This is a genomic window from Ruegeria sp. CDSC042 (genome assembly GCF_059610745.1).
This window is the reverse complement of the sequence record NZ_JBXWOF010000012.1, coordinates 103,043-118,813: the sequence shown is the minus strand read 5'-3', so window position 1 is coordinate 118,813 and position 15,771 is coordinate 103,043. Positions and strand designations below refer to the sequence as shown.

Genomic DNA, 15,771 nt, shown 5'->3' with positions numbered 1-15,771 from the left:
ACAATCGCATGCCTGCTGGCCAACACCCTGACCGCCGCATGCCGCGCAAACAAACTCCCAGAACCAGAAGGCCTGACTGTGTGACCCATAGCGGACAGTCGTGCATGTAGATTTTCAGGGCCGGGGTACTCCCCGGCCTAAAATTTGTTAATATGTAAACTAAGTGTGAGATTACGGGCATTGAATGTGCCTGTATTGGTGATAAACTTTCTATTCCAGCCGGTTACGTTGTAATATGGCAAGTCCCCGGTAGTATTGGCTGGACCCGGAGAGTTGTTGTCGAGTGTTTATGTTCACGAAACTGCGCCCAGTTTTCGCCGAAATAGTAGGGTACCGGTTGATTGCCGGGCTGGTTTTCCTTCTGCTATTGTCCTTCGTATTCCAACCATTTCAGGCCATCGAAGTAACCTTTCCTTGGCGCTTGGCCTTCTGGATCGGGGTGATGGGGCTGGCGCTAGGGGTGACCTGCGTCGCAAGAAGACTGTTGCGCAGGTTGTTCGCTGAGACCGAGTTTTCTGGGCGCGACCTTGTGCTGATATCTTTGGTTTTCGTCCTTTTCGTTCCAAGCCTTTGGTTGATGGTCTGGTTGCTGTTTTCGGCCAACGGGCTGCCGTGCCCGGATATGTTATCCGTAACATCTTATGGCGCCTTGCTGTCGGTCGGCTTGATCCTGGTGCGGCGTGAGGCATCGAAACCTCAATCCGAATATGCTGAAATTCCGCTGCCGCGCATGTACAAGCGGTTGCCGGGATCCTTTCAGGGTCGGGTTTATCGCCTGACGGTCCAAGACCACTATGTGGATGTGGTGACTTCTGAGGGCACGTTTACGATCCGGTCGCGTTTTACCGACGCCATAGAGGAAATGGAACCTATACCGGGCCATTGCACGCACCGATCGCATTGGGTTGTCGATGACGCCATTGCTGGGGTCGAACGTAAGGGTGGCAAGACCATGTTGCGCCTGAAGAACGACGAGCTTGTTCCGGTCAGCAGGAAATACCGTCCGTTCCTAGAAGAAGATGGCCTGATCTGAGACGCCCTATCTGGGCATTGGGATCATTTGCGGGACTTTCCCTGTCAAGATCGCCATTGCCTGATCGCTCATCAAGGCGTCCAGAACGTGATCCGAGCTAAAGAGCCCACCAGTATAAGTCCCATAGGCAGGCAGGATCAGACGCGCCTGATCCATCAGGAAGGCGGGGCGGGTGATGGAACGACCGCGAACCCGCACGCGCGCCTTGGGGTGGTAGTGTCCCGAAACCTCAGCCTTGCCCTTGGGTTGCGCAATATGACGAAAGACCAGAGGGTCAACCGCATATTCGGCCAGATGGCTTCCGCCCAGATCTACCGGGCCGGGGTCATGGTTTCCTTCGATCCAGACCCAGCGGCGACCGGCCTGCATCGCCGTAATCTGCAGCCTGTCGGGCACACTCAAGGCGTTTAGGGCATCAAGATCATCAAAACTATCCCCAAGGCAAATAACGATGTCAGGCTGCGTGCGCTCGATATCTGCGGCCAATCGGGCCAGGGTGTCCTGGCTGTCATAGGGGGGTAATGTCGTGCCGCCCCGGCGCGCCAAACGCTCGGATTTACCCAGATGCAGATCGGACACGCAAAGCACGCTTTTGTCGGGCCACCAAATGGCACCAGACCCAAGCGCCAGCAGATTTTGCCCGGCTAAACAGATCGAAACTTCGTTCATGTTACGTTCTTTGCGACGTTCCGCCACCGCGCGCAAGAGGCTTTAGCAGGATTTCAGCCCAGCCTCTTGCAATAGGCGCGCGCTTTCTTCCGCCAGCAGGCGTTCTTCAGCAGCACCTTTGACGGGTACCTTGCCAACCTCAAGAAACAGTGGTGCAGCCAGAGGTGAAACCCGATCCAATCGCATCAGATCTATGCGTCCCCCGATCCGCTCGATCAGTGCCTCGATCCGCCCGAAATCGACGAGACCGCGCATGGCCTCTTCTCGGGTGATCTGCATTAACAGGTGATCGGGATCGTATTTCAGCAAAGTATCGTAGAGGATATCTGAGGAAAACGTGGCCTGCCGACCACTTTTGCGCTGACCGGCCATGTTCCGTTCGATCAGCCCTGCAATCGTGGCCGAGGCACGAAAGGTGCGCTTCATCACGGCATTGCCCGCCAGCCAGGTTTCCAAGCCGTTGCGTAGCTCGTCCGGTTGGAACAGCAGGCGCGGGTCCATTACTGCGTCCAGCCCCCAGATCAGGGTTGCATAGTCGGTGGCAACAAACCCCAGCGGTGCCAGGCCGGTTTCCTCCATTCGTTTGGTCAGCAACAGCCCCAGTGTCTGCTGCGCATTGCGACCCGAAAAACCGTAGACACACAGGTTTTCGCGCCCATCGTTGGGGAAACTTTCGATCAGTAACCTGTCACGTTGAGGCAGGCGCGAGATATCGCGCTGCAACGCCAGCCAATCCGCGGTATGCGCGGGTAACTGGGGCCAATCGGGCTGTGCAAACAGCCGCAGGATACGGTCGCTCAGCTGCGTCGAGGTCGCAAATTTGGTGCCTGAAAACGTTGCGATCTTGGGCTTCTTATCCGCTCGGCGGCTGACTTCGACCGTCATCTCGCGCAATCCCTCATAGCGCACGATCTGGCCGCCGATCAGAAAGGTATCTCCGTGGGTCAGCGAGGCAGCAAAGGCTTCTTCGACCTCTCCCAGAGGTTTGCCCCCTCGATTGCGTTTCAGGCGGACTTTCAACGTATCGGTGTCCTGAATCGTGCCAAGGTTCATGCGGATACGCTGCGCAGCACGGGGGTCACGTAGCTGCCATTGACCATCTGGCCGTAGCTGCAGCCTTTGCCACCGATCATAGGCGCGCAGCGCATAGCCCCCGGTTGCACAAAAGTCCAAACAGGCGTCGAACTCTGCTCGGGTCAACCCGGCATAGGGGCCCGCTGCGGTCATTTGCCGGAACAGGTCATCGGCCAAGAATGGCCCGGATGCTGCGGCAATCAGGATATGTTGACACAACACATCGCGTGGACCTGCGCCGCGGGGATCACCGTCCAGATCATGAGCTTTCACAGCCTCAAGTGCCGCTATGCATTCCACAACTTCGAAGCGGTTTGCGGGCACTAACAATGCTTTGGACGGGGCGTTGTATCTGTGATTTGCGCGCCCGATGCGCTGAACCAGCCTTTTGACGTTTTTGGGCGCCCCGATCTGAATGACCAGGTCGACATCGCCCCAATCAATACCAAGATCCAGACTGCCTGTGCAGACGATTGCGCGCAGCTCACCGCGAACCATTGCGGCCTCGACACGTTCGCGTTGCTGCCTGTCCAGACTGCCGTGATGAATGCCAATCGGCAGCCCGTCTTCGTTGGCAAGCCAGAGGTTGTGAAAGAAAATCTCGGCCTGTGCGCGGGTGTTGTGAAAGATAAGCGTCGTCTTATGCTTCCGGATCTGGTCCAGAACGGCAGGGATGGAATAGGCCGCTCCACCGCCCGACCACGGAGGCATTTCCGGCGTTTCCAACATTTGGATATCGGGGTCAGGCCCAGGATCGGCCTCAACGATCCGGCAGGGATCAGGGTGACGTGCCAGAAATCGGGCAATCGCATTGGGGTCTTCGACCGTTGCAGACAGGCCCACCCTGCGCAGGTCCGGGCAGAGCCCCTGCAGACGGGCCAGCGCCAGCATCAGCTGGTCGCCACGCTTGCTCTCGGCCAGGGCGTGGATTTCATCGACAACCACCCGTTGCACGCCCTGAAACATCCGCCCGGCGTCTTCGTAAGAGGTCAGCAGGGCCAGGCTTTCAGGTGTGGTCAAAAGGATCTGCGGTGGGTCAACCCGCTGACGCTTTTTCTGTGTGGCTGAGGTATCTCCGGTGCGGTCCTCAATCCGGACGGCCAGGCCCATTTCCTCGGCTGGGCCACGCAGGTTTCGCCGGATATCTGCCGCCAGCGCCTTGAGAGGGGAGACGTAGATTGTATGCAGGCCATCATGGTCCCGCTCTGCCAGATCGGCCAGCGTGGGCAGAAATCCGGCCATTGTCTTGCCCCCGCCGGTGGGGGCTATCAGCAACGTCGCCGGTTCAAGGGCCCGGTCGTACATGTCCTGCTGATGCGGGTGGATGGACCAACCTTTGTCTTCAAACCAGTCAGTAATCCGGGCGGGAATCTGCGTCATAAAGGCAGATTACCCGGCCCGTCAGCGAAATGGCATTAGGTTATTTGACGATTTTCTCATCTTTGACGAACATGTTGGCCCAAGCGCGTTCAATCAGATCGGGGCTCATCTGATAGGGGATGCCCTCGAATTCGCAGATCGAGATCATCTGATCAATCAGGAATATCGGCTGATAGTTCGCATAGATGTTGTCGATGGTCGGGTATTTGACCTTTAGCAGATGGACCAATGCGGCCTCGTCCAGAGGCATCCCGCGTTTGCGGGCCACCATGGCGAAGATTTTCAGGAAGTTCTCTTGGTTCGGACCGTCAATCTTGATCTTGAAGAAGATCCGGCGCAAAGCGGCTTGGTCAAAGATCTCGTTGGGGTGAAAGTTGGTCGAAAAGATGACCAGCGTATCAAAGGGCACTTCGAATTTTTCACCCGATTGCAGGCCAAGGATATCCTTGTTCTCTTCCAGTGGAACAATCCAGCGGTTGATCAGGGCCTGTGGTGGTTCCTGCTGACGGCCAAGGTCGTCAACGATAAAGATGCCGCCTGTCGATTTCAGCTGCAGCGGGGCCTGATAGGTCCGCGCCGTAGGGTTATAAACCAGATCGAGCATGCTGAGTGACAGTTCACCGCCAGTCACAACAGTTGGTCTTTCACATTGGACATAGCGCGAATCAAACCGCTTGCGGCGGCGCAAGCTATTGGGGTCATCTGCTTCTTGTTCGATGGCTGTGTGTACAATCGGGTCATACACCGTGATCACCTGACCAGCGTATTCGATGGCATATGGGACATAGACATTATCGCCCAAAGCATCCCGAATACCGTTCGAGATAGAGGATTTACCATTACCCGGAGGTCCATACATCAGGATTGATCGGCCTGCACTGACCGCGGGTCCAAGGTGGTCCAGCAGGCTGTCAGGCAGAACCAGATGGCCCATTGCCCCGGTTAACTGGTCGCGGGAAACCTGGATATTCCGGATCGACTGGCGTTTTACCTGCTCGCGGTACACATCCAACGGGACGGGCATGGCGCCGAAATATTCGGACTGGCTCAGCGCATCCAATGCACGCGCTTTGCCCGCATCGGTCAGCTGATACCCCATCTCATTGCCGCTGTTGGCGTTCAAAGTACCGGTTGCTTCCAGCAGCTTTTGTTCGCGTGCAAGGTCGATCAACTCCTGTGTGACAGAACCCGGCAAGCAGATCGCTTGGGCAACTTCGGAAACCGTATCTACGGTTTTACGAAAGATAGTTTTCAGCAGGATATCCCGCATCATAACAATTGGAAGCTGCATATCGCCCAACCCCTTTGGGGTAGGGGGGGCCATTACCGAGGTTGTCTGCATATTCATGAGCGTTGCCCGTCTAATTCAGTATTCACGCCAATAGCCCTGAAAAGGGCCCTTTGACGAAAATTTGGCCGGGCTTTGTGTCAGTTCCAAGGCGGGGACAAGGCGGACTGATGATAGTTTACGAGCCGTAAACAGTTCCAAGTATCAGGTAGATGGCCAGGGTTGCACCAAGCGCGAAACCCATTGGAAATTGTTTGTCCCGACGCCAGCTTTCCCAATCTGGGGCAATAGCTCTGAGGGCGGTATGTTTGGCCAATCGATGCGTGACAAAGGCCGCCAAGGTGGTCGACATCAGGATCAACAATACCAATGTGAAATCGCCCATCCAAACAAAGGCTGAGGCCGCGGCTATGAATTTTGCGTCTCCGGCTCCCATAATGCCGGCTGCGTTGAGCAGAATGCCGATGACTAGCATTACAACTATATGTAACAGCTGCCACAAATAGGGTGGGAGGGACACAGAAAACGGGCCGGTAATCCAACCATCCGACCAGGGCGGCAGGACAAACAAACCGATGACCGCAAATACCGAAGCCAGTGCTACTACGGCGTGATTCTTGATGAGCATGTCACGCAGGTCGGTGAAGGCCACGTAATAGCAGATCGGCAGTACGAACGGCAAAAACCAGGCCGCAGCACCCGCTGGAATATGCATGTATCAGGCTTCCTCAAGCGCGCGCAGGGATCGAACGGCTTCGTCGTAATGTTGCGGATGGGTAGCGATCGCTTCGCGGAACAGGTTCTTGGCCGTCGCCACATCACCGCGTTTCACCGCCGAGATGGCCATTGTGTTCAACAACATCGCGCGTTCGACCTGAGACATGGGAACGACAGGCATGCTGTAATTGCCCTGTGCAGCCCGGGCGAGGACCAGATTGTTCTTTGCCGTGAATAGAGAGTTATCCTGTCGAATGGCCTCGGTGAATAACCGTTCGGCTTCGTCGTACTGGCCGCGCGTCAGTTTGGAATATCCCCAGTTGTTCATTACACCACCGGGGCGGGTCGTCAGACCCACGGCGGTTTCATAGAAATGATCCGCGCGTTTCCAGTCTTTTTGCGAATCCGCGACGACGGCTTCCAGGCGGTAGCGTTTGAAAGATTCAAAAGTCGGCGGGATCGAATCCAATGTCGATTTGGCCTGTGACCAGTTCCCGGAACGTACCAGAGAGTCTGCGTATTCGATCTTGTCTACATTGGTCGCACCGCTCATCGTAGTGACTTTTTTCCAGGCGGCGGTTGCCTCGGTCGTCCGTTTAGCGCGCGCCAGTGAAATCGCCAGTCCACGTTGCAGGTCTATACGACCCGGGTTCTTGGCGGCGGCACCCTGGAAATAGGTAACGGCTTCGTTTGGGTCGGCGGCCGACAGAAGAACGTCGTTCAGGTTGGTTTCATCAATGACGTTCACCTCCTGAAATGTACGCTCGACCTTTTCTTCTTCGGACTCTTTTTCACAGGCTGAGAGGATCAGCCCGCAGATTGCGATAGACGGAATCAAGAATTGTTGGCGCATTTTTGCGTCCCTTACTGCTCTTGCCTATGTTACGGGAGCTTGCGCAGCATGAATTGCCCGTCGCCTTGCTGCTCCAGTGTGTATTCTTGTTCTTGAGGGGTATTATTATCAGTATTTTCCATTTTTGCGAGAGCTAACCGCAGATTGTCCCGGATTGCGTCACTTTCGCCATTATCGAGAGCATAGGCCCGGCGAAAGACCTGAGCGGCCTCGGGATATTCTCCGATTTCCATCAGCAACACACCCAGATTGTTCCAGGCGACAGACCATTCGGGGTCATCTTCAACCGCACGGCGCAGCAGTGTTTCCGCCTGTCCAAGCCTCCGAAGGCCCAGATTTGCCGTCCCCATCGAGGTCAGGATCTGCGTTGTCATTCCCTGATTGAGCGCTGCGCGGATAAAGGCATCCAACGCAAGCTCGTATTCACCCGAAGCCATCAGCCGGTTGCCGACTGCAATCTGATCCTCGGCCGGGGCTTTACGATCAATGCCAGGTGCATCCAGATCCCCGGAGGACCCCGTTTCCGTGCAAGAAGCCACCGTGGCAAGAACCACGGTGGCCTGTAACACGCGGCGTATCCCCGTTTGGATGCACCTGGGTTTCAATTTCATAGGCTATTAGCCTCCGCCGAATTCAGCGATGCCTTTGGCCGAGGGTCCAACCAGAATGACCAGCAACGGTGGCACCGTCAGCATCATAGTGGCGAGTGTCATTTTGGTTGGCAACTTGTTAGCGGCCTCTTCGGCGCGCATCACGCGCTTATCTCGCATCTCGCCAGCGTAAACCCGCAAGGCTTCGGCGATGGATGTACCGAATGTTGCCGATTGGATCATCACCGTCACAAATGAGTTAACATCCTGAACGCCACAGCGCGTACCAAAATCGCGAAGAACCGTATCCTTGTCCTTACCGGCCTTCAATTCGTGGGCGACGACTTCAAATTCAAGCGAAATCTCAGGGTAGGAGGCTTTCATTTCGCGTGCTACGCGAACGATGGCCTGGTCCAGCGACTGGCCAGCTTCGACACAGACCAGCATCAGGTCAAGAGTATCGGGAAAGCCTGCGGTGATCGCTTCTTGCCGTTCTGCGACCCTTCGGGTGATCCAATAGCGCGGCAGAAAATACCCGGCGGCCGAAGGGACAAGAACTCGTATTATCATCTGCTGCGCGGTAAATTCCTGACCGTCGGAAAGGACAGTGACTAGCAAAACACCAATCACAATTCCGATGATGCCCAAGGAAAATTGAGCGAAGTGGAAGAACCGAACTGCGTCCTTTGATTGGTACCCCGCCTGCCGCAGTTTCAGCTGCATGGCAGACAGTTCTTCCTTATTCTGTGGCTCAAGGAAGTTGGCAAATTTCTCAAGCTGCTCGTTTCGCCCGCTGGTTCTGAGCTTGTCCTTTTTGACCTTCTTATCCTGTCGAGGGGCTGCATTAGAACGCTGCAGTTTCTTCAGGGGATCTTCTGGCTGGCTCAGGATCAAGGGGACTGTGATCAAGATCATGAACAGTCCAAGTACACCAACCACGATCAGTGGACCGAAGGGGCCAAGGAGCTCGGTTAGAAAGTCGTTTATTCGGGTCAGGATTTCCATGGTGGTGTCCTCAGACCTTGATGTCGGTTAGAATGCGCATGACGATCAGGTTCAGTGTCAGCATGATGCCGACAAAGAAACAGGCAGGAATGAACCATGGGTGATCCATAACTTCGTCATAGTACCCGGGGTCGTTCACCAAAATGAATCCCAGGCAGAACAGTGGAAATCCAGATAGGAATTTTCCTGACCATTTTGCCTCGGCTGTGATGGCGTTGACGCGCCGGAAAAGTCGAAAACGGGCCCGGATCACCTTGGCCAGACCGGCCAAAATTTCGGCCAGGTTACCACCGGATTGCTGTTGGATGCCGACGGCCACTGCCAAAAACCGTAGATCCTGCATATCAAGTCGTTGTGCGAGATCTTTGAGAGATTCACCGACGTCACGGCCATAGGCACATTCATCAGCGATAACCCCGAATTCAGTGGCGAGTGGATCCTGGACTTCATTTGCGACGATTTGAATGGTGGACACAAAAGGGTTCCCGACGCGAAGCGACCGAACCATCAATTCCACAGCATCTGGCAACTGTTCTTCCAGCATTGCCATACGCTTTTTGGCCTTGTTGTTTACCCACGCATAGACACCGCCAACACCGATTGCGACCGAAATAGCGGCCCGCATTATGGTTTCCGTTCCCGTTGCAATACTGAGCCCCATAAAGGCAAAGCCTGTCACCAACACCATAATCAGGATCAACTGACGGGGTGTGAAGGCGATGGCGGCCTTCTGAGCCTTGTCCGCCAACAGGGAATAGAGCGGAATGCTCTGGGACTTCATATGCTGCTGCATTTCCTTGCGCAGCTGTTCCAGAACTTGTTCGCGCCCGACGCCTTTATCCAGCATGTCCAGACGGCGGTTCACGCGGCTGTTCAGACTGATGGATTTTCCGAAGGCAACCAGATAGATTCCTTCAACCAACGCAAGTACGCCTACGAAGATCGCGACGTAGATCAGTGCCTCCATAGGCAGTTGCATTTCAAGATCTCCTACATAGTCGTTGGTTCGTAAATCGAAGGGGGCAGATCATAGCCCCACAGACGGAAGCGTTCGGAGTAGTGGCTGCGAACGCCTGTCGCGGTAAAATGGCCAATGATCTTGTTGTCGGGTGTTAACCCAACGCGTTGAAAACGAAAGATTTCCTGCATGGAAATCACATCGCCTTCCATACCAGTGATTTCGGTGATCGAAGTCATGCGCCGCGAGCCGTCCTGCAGGCGGCTTGCCTGAACGATCAGGTTCACAGCACTGGAGATCTGGCTACGGACGGCCTTGATCGGCATTTCGATCCCGGCCATCGCGATCATGTTTTCAAGACGCGAAATCCCGTCTCGGGCCGAGTTCGCGTGGATCGTTGTCATCGAGCCATCATGGCCAGTGTTCATGGCCTGTAGCATGTCGATAACTTCCGAGCCCCGTGTCTCACCCACGATGATACGGTCGGGACGCATACGAAGGGCGTTTTTCAGACAATCGCGGGGGCTGACTTCACCCTTGCCTTCGACGTTAGGCGGGCGGCTTTCCATCCGGCCAACATGAGACTGTTGCAGCTGGAGTTCCGCTGTATCCTCGATGGTCAGAATACGCTCGGCGTCGTCGATAAAGCTGGACAATGCGTTTAGCGTGGTTGTTTTACCGGAACCGGTACCGCCCGATACGATCACATTCAGGCGTGTAGATACAGCAGCCTGTAGATAGGCGGCCATTTCTTCGGTGAAGGCACCAAAATTCACCAGGTCATCAATGGCCAGCTTATCTTTTTTGAACTTACGAATGGATACCAGCGAGCCGTCAACGGCAATCGGTGGCACCATGGCGTTGAAACGCGAGCCATCCGCCAGACGGGCGTCCACATATGGGTTGGATTCGTCAACACGGCGGCCCACGGCGGATACGATCTTGTCGATGATCCGCATCAGGTGCTTTTCGTCTTTAAAGGTAACGTCGCTGATTTCTAGCTTACCGAACCGTTCAACGAAAATTTGCTGCGGGCCGTTGACCAGAATATCGCTGACAGAGTCGTCCTGAAGCAAGGTCTCGAGAGGGCCAAGACCGGTTACTTCATCATACAGTTCCTTGTTCAGCTGCTGCCGGTCGTCGCGGTTCAGAACGATGTTGCGGGATTCCAGAACCTCACTGGCAATCGCACTGATTTCCGAGCGTAGCTCGGATTCTCCAGCTTTCTCAAGGGCCGCAAGGTTCAGGTTTTCAAGAAGCTCGCGGTGGAGTTCGATCTTGATTTCGCCCAGACGCTCTTTGCGCTTGCGTTCCTTGTCCGCCCCTACAACCTCGGCCGCCTTTTTGGGGGTGGGTCGCCGGGCAACTGCAGTAGCGGTTGATGCTTGCTCCGCTGCAGGTGCAGGTGTGGCCTCGGGCGATTTAGCCGGTGCCTGGACCGGTTGTGCTTCGGGTTTTTTGTATCTTGAAAACACGGCGGCTCTCCCTGTGGGATTGTGTTATGCGGCTTCGGCGCTACTGCTGCCCAGGCTGTGCAGCGACTTCGCAAGCTTTGCGATTTCCTTGCGCAGTGGGTTCTTGGCCGCAGCGTTGGCCAATGGCAGACCGTGATCACCGCTTTGCATCACCGGTTTGCCGCCATCCGGCAGTTGAAGATCAATAGAGATACCCAGGCTTTCACCCATGCGCTTGACCCGGCCCTTACCATTCAGATCGGTAAATTTCGGGGCGCGATTGAGAGCGAAACGCAACTTATTGAAGGGTAGTTCCTCGGCCTGTAAAGCGCGCTTGAGGCGCAATGCGTTCTGAGCCGATCGCATGTCCAGTTCTATCAGGGCAAAGTAAACATGGGCGGCCTGCAGTACAGTTTCCGACCAGTGAACCAATGTCGTTGGCATGTCGACGATCACATAATCGAAGTGCTTTCGCGCCTTTTCGATCACCCGTTCGATATCTTCTTGCGTAATCAGATCCAAAGGCACCATATCCGAAGGCGCAGTTAGCACCTGCAGCTTGTCCTCATAGGACTGAAGCGCCTGGTTGAAGACGTCATCATCCATTGCCGCCGTATCAGACAGCATCTCGAATACAGTTTCTCGACGGGGAAGATCCAGATAGGTCGAAACCGTTCCGTATTGCAGGTCCAAGTCAATCAAACAAACCGAAGGGGCCTCTTTGTCAGAGACCGTTGCCAGTTCCCAAGCTAGGTTGACGGCCATAGTCGTCGACCCGACCCCACCGGCAAGTCCCTGAATCACAAACAAAGCACCCTCTTTAGAGTCGCCAGCTGCACGTGCGGCATCTGATCCGGGGGCAACGGCGACGGGTTCGGGTTTGTTCATCCGGTCGATTGCTTCTTGCAATTCACCTTCTGGAAGAGGGTAGGGGACGAATTCGTCCGCGCCCTTGCGCAACAACTGATGCAGCGAAGCCGGGGTCACGTCCTCGGCGATCAGAACTATTTTGATTTTTTTGTCTTTTGCCTGTGTGATGATTTCACCCATCAGTGACAGGTTGTCTTCATCCTCGCCATCAATGGCCAACGCGACAAATTGCAGTGAATTCGCCTCGGGTTGGTTGAAAAATGTCAGGGCTTCGGCAAAGCCGAGATCGCCCCAACGCTCACCCAAAGCGCCTTCCATATCTTCTATAAGCAGATCGAAATTCTGGACATCACGACTGATCGTGCAGGCCAGAATTGCGGTCTCTTCGTTTTGCGGCGTGGCGCTTGTCATTAACACAATCCTCGTCGAAGGGTAGGCGAACCATCCTGGCCCAGAGGACAGGATTGGCTTGCTGTCACCCTATTGCGGCCATTTTCGGACGCAGGTCACCCAATTGTTGAAAATGTGGCTTGGAACTTAGGCAAGAATTAGGCGCAAAAGAACCAATTGTAGGGAATTGGGCGACGATGCCGCCCAATCACAGTTTATTGTTCGCTTGTATCGCCAATAGCGGTTTCGCGGCGCAGCTGGGATTCATAAACCGCGCTTTCCACGTACTCACGATTGACGATAGCGGCGTATTTGCCATCGAGTAGCTGGGGTGCACGATCAACGAAGCCTGATACTTCGGTCACGGTGCGCCTGTTGCGACGGTCTCGATCCGGCGTAGCCACAAGAGGTCGTGACTTACCGAATGAAACAACCGCCTCCAACCGCGAGCGAGAGATACCCTGCCGCGTAAGGAACGCAACAGCCGCATTTGCGCGCCGCTGGCCCAGGCTTTGGTTATATGCCGTTGATCCAACAGCATCCGTATGGCCATAGACCCGGAACCGTGCCTCGGGGAACTGTTTGATCCAGTTCGCCTGACGCAAGAGTACTCGCTGAGCTGTTTCGTCCAGTTGAGCGCTGTTGAAATCAAAGTTGATCTGGGTCGGCACTTCGGCTGCGAACCGTTGGCCCAGGATCTGGGCATATGTCAGTTCGCCATTCATTACTTGAATGTTGTTCAGTGTCGCATTCCCGAACGCGCCCTGATCGGCTTCGTATCCGGCCTCACGCGTACATGCGGCGACAGCGACCGAAAGACCCAGTGTGATGATCCACTTCTGCATTGGTCCTATCCTCCTAATCAATCCAGGACGTAGCCGTACGAGCTACCGAAGTCCTGATTCGCGACTTCCGAAGCTGCACCGGCACCCAGACGTTCAGTCCGACCGACTTTGCCATTGACGAATAGATCAAATTCGCTGGGCGGTTTGACCCGATCCGTAGGCAGAGCCAGTGCCTCGCCACGAGTCGGCGACACAAGGTGGGCTGTGATGATGATCACCAGTTCACTTTGCTGACGCTGATATTCCGCGCTGCGGAAGAGGGCGCCAAGAACCGGGACGTCACCCAACCAAGGAATCTGGCTGTTCAGGTCGGTGAAATCATCCTGGATCAAGCCAGCGATCGCAAAGCTTTCACCATCGCGCAGCTCAACCGTTGTGCTGGTCTGGCGTGTGATGAAAGATGGAACATTATCACCTTGAATGGTGAAGTTCGACGAACCATCGATAGCTGACACGGCAGCAGCCATTTCAAGGTTGATCAGATCACCATCCACAACGCGGGGGATAAAGTCGATTTCAACACCGAAGGCTTTGTATTCAATCGCAATTACGCCGTCGTCCTGCGGTACCGGAATAGGAACTTCACCACCTGCAAGGAACGTCGCTTCCTGACCCGAAAGTGCGGATAGGTTAGGCTCTGCTAGGCTGCGCGCCAGTCCTTTGGACTCGAGTGCCTCCAGCAGCAGACGAACCTGTGTGGAGCCTGCGCCAAAGCCGAACAGAATTGCGCCGGTATTCGTCTGTACCGCCGGAATGGTGTTGTTGGTCAGGGCATTTGCCAGAGCGCCAGCATTGTTCAGCGTGTTGATACCACCATTCACGTCACTGCCGCCGAAACCAAGCGATGCAGTCAGGCTTTTAGCTACCGACCGATTCATCTCGGCAAAGCGCACTTTCAGCATGACCTGCTGAACGCCGCCAACCGACATGAGGTTCGATACGCGCTCCGGTGCATAGCGCTCTGCCAGCTCCAATGCCCGCGCCAACTTGGCAGCGCTAGAAATTGTGCCAGAAAGAACGATACCGTCATTGGCGGTGCGAACTTCGATAGGCTCGGTTGGCAAAATCTGGCGCAGACGTTCTTTAAACTCGGTAACATCCGGTGCCACACGGACCCGAACATTAGCAAGTAGATTACCTGCACCGTCGAACAATGTCAGGGTCGTCAGGCCAGGAGCCTTACCCAAAACATAGATAGTACGATCCGAAAGCGACGAAATATCAGCGATGCCTGCATTGGCGATGCTGAGTTCGGCAAACGGTTGCTCACTTTCTACAACTATTGCGCGGTTCATTGGCACATCAAGCGTTTCCGCTGTACCCTTCTTTACCACGCGAAGTGTTTCAGCCCAGGCAGCATTGCCGACTGGGCCAACTACGAGCGCCAAGCCCAATAGGGCTGCGCTTATCCAGGAACTTCTTTTCATGTGACCTGCCTCTCCGATCACGCCTCGTTTTTTGCGGCTACTGCCTTATGTCTGATAACACTGCGCGAATTGAGAATTTATTGCAATAATCAATGGTTTCTGGAATTTTCCTTATGTGGACAATGCGCAACATGCGAACAAATTAGGGCCGCGCAATTCGCGCGGCCCCGGTCATGTAACGCACTGATTTTCTGTTAATTTGTGCAGGGTGTTACTATTCCCGTGTCGACGATCTCGGCACCGCGGCGTGTCTTGACCGTACAGACCTCTTCCGCGATTTTGGGTGCCACGGGGACGACATCTTTAATGCCCAGAAGTTTTCTTTGGTCAACTTCGACCGCGCTTGCGATTGTGTCGTCTTGCACGCCAACCAGCGCCAAAGACAGGCGGCCGGTGTTCTGAGCCTGAGCCAGTGCCGCGATTTGTTCCGGAGTAGCAGCGACCGTAACGGTGCGCGCGATCGTGGCTCCGGTCAGATCGGACCCGGCGCTCTGGTCAACAGCGATCAACTCAATGCTGGTTTGAATCAGGCGGGTGATTTCGCCGCGCGACCCGTCGATTCCGCCACCATATGAACCGGTCCAATAAACATCGATACTGTCACCAGGGCGAAGGAAGCCGGATACGCCCGAGGCAACGTCCACGCTGATTGCAAATGCGCGCTTACCTTTCGCGATTCGTGATGTCAGACCCGCTGCCTCGCCTGGTTTGGTTACTTTGACCTCCATCAGGGCTTCGTCTTTTTCCATGGTCCTCAGAACGAAGCGGTCGCCACTTGCATCCTCTGGAAACAGGACGGCCATTTCAAGGAAGCTTCCTTCGGGAATTGCATCCTCAGGCCATTTCACGATCCGCACATCTTCAGCGGCCAGACGCTCACCATACTTAAGAGCACGGTTCGAAACCAGAACGTCCACCGTCGGGACGGACTTAACATTTGCCAATGCTTCCTGAGCCGCCAAACGTTCTCTGGCCAATTCCGCCTGATACTGAGAAATATAGTCCCGCGCCATATAAACAGCTCCTCCTGCCAGAGCCACCCCAACAATCAGGACAAGTCCAAATACTGCACGCATGCGCGTTCCCTCATTTATTTGTATGCGATGTCAGTCGTCATAGGGAATACGACTTCAACTGACTATTGGTTACAGGAGAATTGTGTCGAAAAGGGGGACAATGAAGTATTTTTTTGACGCCCGTGTCCTTAGTGCCAGATTG

14 protein-coding genes are annotated in these 15,771 nt (G+C 55.0%); 1 reads left to right on the top strand and 13 read right to left on the bottom strand.

Annotated features, from left to right (window positions below; translation table 11 throughout):
• Positions 1-289 precede the first annotated feature (289 nt).
• Complete coding sequence (locus AC2FHX_RS19415) at positions 290-1,033, top strand: LytTR family DNA-binding domain-containing protein (RefSeq protein WP_496692901.1); 744 nt, start codon at positions 290-292, stop codon at positions 1,031-1,033.
• Between the two features lie 6 nt (positions 1,034-1,039).
• Here AC2FHX_RS19415 and pdeM read toward each other — a convergent pair whose 3' ends face one another.
• The 13 genes from pdeM to cpaB form a co-directional block, all read right to left on the bottom strand.
• Complete coding sequence (gene pdeM / locus AC2FHX_RS19410) at positions 1,040-1,702, bottom strand: ligase-associated DNA damage response endonuclease PdeM (RefSeq protein WP_496703300.1); 663 nt, start codon at positions 1,700-1,702, stop codon at positions 1,040-1,042.
• A 42-nt stretch (positions 1,703-1,744) separates the two neighbouring features.
• Positions 1,745-4,156, bottom strand: coding sequence for a ligase-associated DNA damage response DEXH box helicase (locus tag AC2FHX_RS19405; RefSeq protein ID WP_496703302.1), 2,412 nt, complete (start codon positions 4,154-4,156; stop codon positions 1,745-1,747).
• Between the two features lie 40 nt (positions 4,157-4,196).
• Complete coding sequence (locus AC2FHX_RS19400) at positions 4,197-5,504, bottom strand: DUF8689 domain-containing protein (RefSeq protein WP_142637954.1); 1,308 nt, start codon at positions 5,502-5,504, stop codon at positions 4,197-4,199.
• 118 nt (positions 5,505-5,622) lie between these two features.
• Positions 5,623-6,159, bottom strand: a complete 537-nt coding sequence (locus AC2FHX_RS19395; protein ID WP_142637956.1) for a prepilin peptidase — start codon at positions 6,157-6,159, stop codon at positions 5,623-5,625.
• A gap of 3 nt (positions 6,160-6,162) precedes the next feature.
• On the bottom strand, positions 6,163-7,014 hold the full coding sequence (locus AC2FHX_RS19390) for a tetratricopeptide repeat protein (RefSeq protein ID WP_496692898.1): 852 nt from the start codon (positions 7,012-7,014) through the stop codon (positions 6,163-6,165).
• Between the two features lie 29 nt (positions 7,015-7,043).
• Positions 7,044-7,625, bottom strand: a complete 582-nt coding sequence (locus tag AC2FHX_RS19385) for a tetratricopeptide repeat protein (protein ID WP_185956705.1) — start codon at positions 7,623-7,625, stop codon at positions 7,044-7,046.
• A gap of 6 nt (positions 7,626-7,631) precedes the next feature.
• Positions 7,632-8,609 carry a type II secretion system F family protein gene (locus AC2FHX_RS19380; RefSeq protein ID WP_282022131.1) on the bottom strand — a complete coding sequence of 326 codons (978 nt, stop codon included), beginning with the start codon at positions 8,607-8,609 and terminating at the stop codon, positions 7,632-7,634.
• A gap of 10 nt (positions 8,610-8,619) precedes the next feature.
• The gene (locus tag AC2FHX_RS19375) at positions 8,620-9,588 is read right to left on the bottom strand and encodes a type II secretion system F family protein (RefSeq protein WP_142637962.1); all 969 of its coding nucleotides are present in this window, start codon (positions 9,586-9,588) and stop codon (positions 8,620-8,622) included.
• 11 nt (positions 9,589-9,599) lie between these two features.
• A complete protein-coding gene (locus AC2FHX_RS19370; RefSeq protein ID WP_282022130.1) occupies positions 9,600-11,042 on the bottom strand; it encodes a TadA family conjugal transfer-associated ATPase in 1,443 nt (480 codons plus the stop codon).
• A 24-nt stretch (positions 11,043-11,066) separates the two neighbouring features.
• Positions 11,067-12,302, bottom strand: a complete 1,236-nt coding sequence (locus AC2FHX_RS19365) for a CpaE/TadZ family protein (protein ID WP_282022129.1) — start codon at positions 12,300-12,302, stop codon at positions 11,067-11,069.
• A gap of 194 nt (positions 12,303-12,496) precedes the next feature.
• Positions 12,497-13,126: an OmpA family protein gene (locus AC2FHX_RS19360; protein WP_282027744.1), complete on the bottom strand. Its 630-nt coding sequence runs from the start codon at positions 13,124-13,126 to the stop codon at positions 12,497-12,499.
• Between the two features lie 17 nt (positions 13,127-13,143).
• Positions 13,144-14,553, bottom strand: a complete 1,410-nt coding sequence (locus AC2FHX_RS19355; RefSeq protein ID WP_496703305.1) for a type II and III secretion system protein family protein — start codon at positions 14,551-14,553, stop codon at positions 13,144-13,146.
• A gap of 194 nt (positions 14,554-14,747) precedes the next feature.
• Positions 14,748-15,629, bottom strand: a complete 882-nt coding sequence (gene cpaB, locus AC2FHX_RS19350) for a Flp pilus assembly protein CpaB (protein WP_142637972.1) — start codon at positions 15,627-15,629, stop codon at positions 14,748-14,750.
• Between the last annotated feature and the right edge of the window lie 142 nt (positions 15,630-15,771).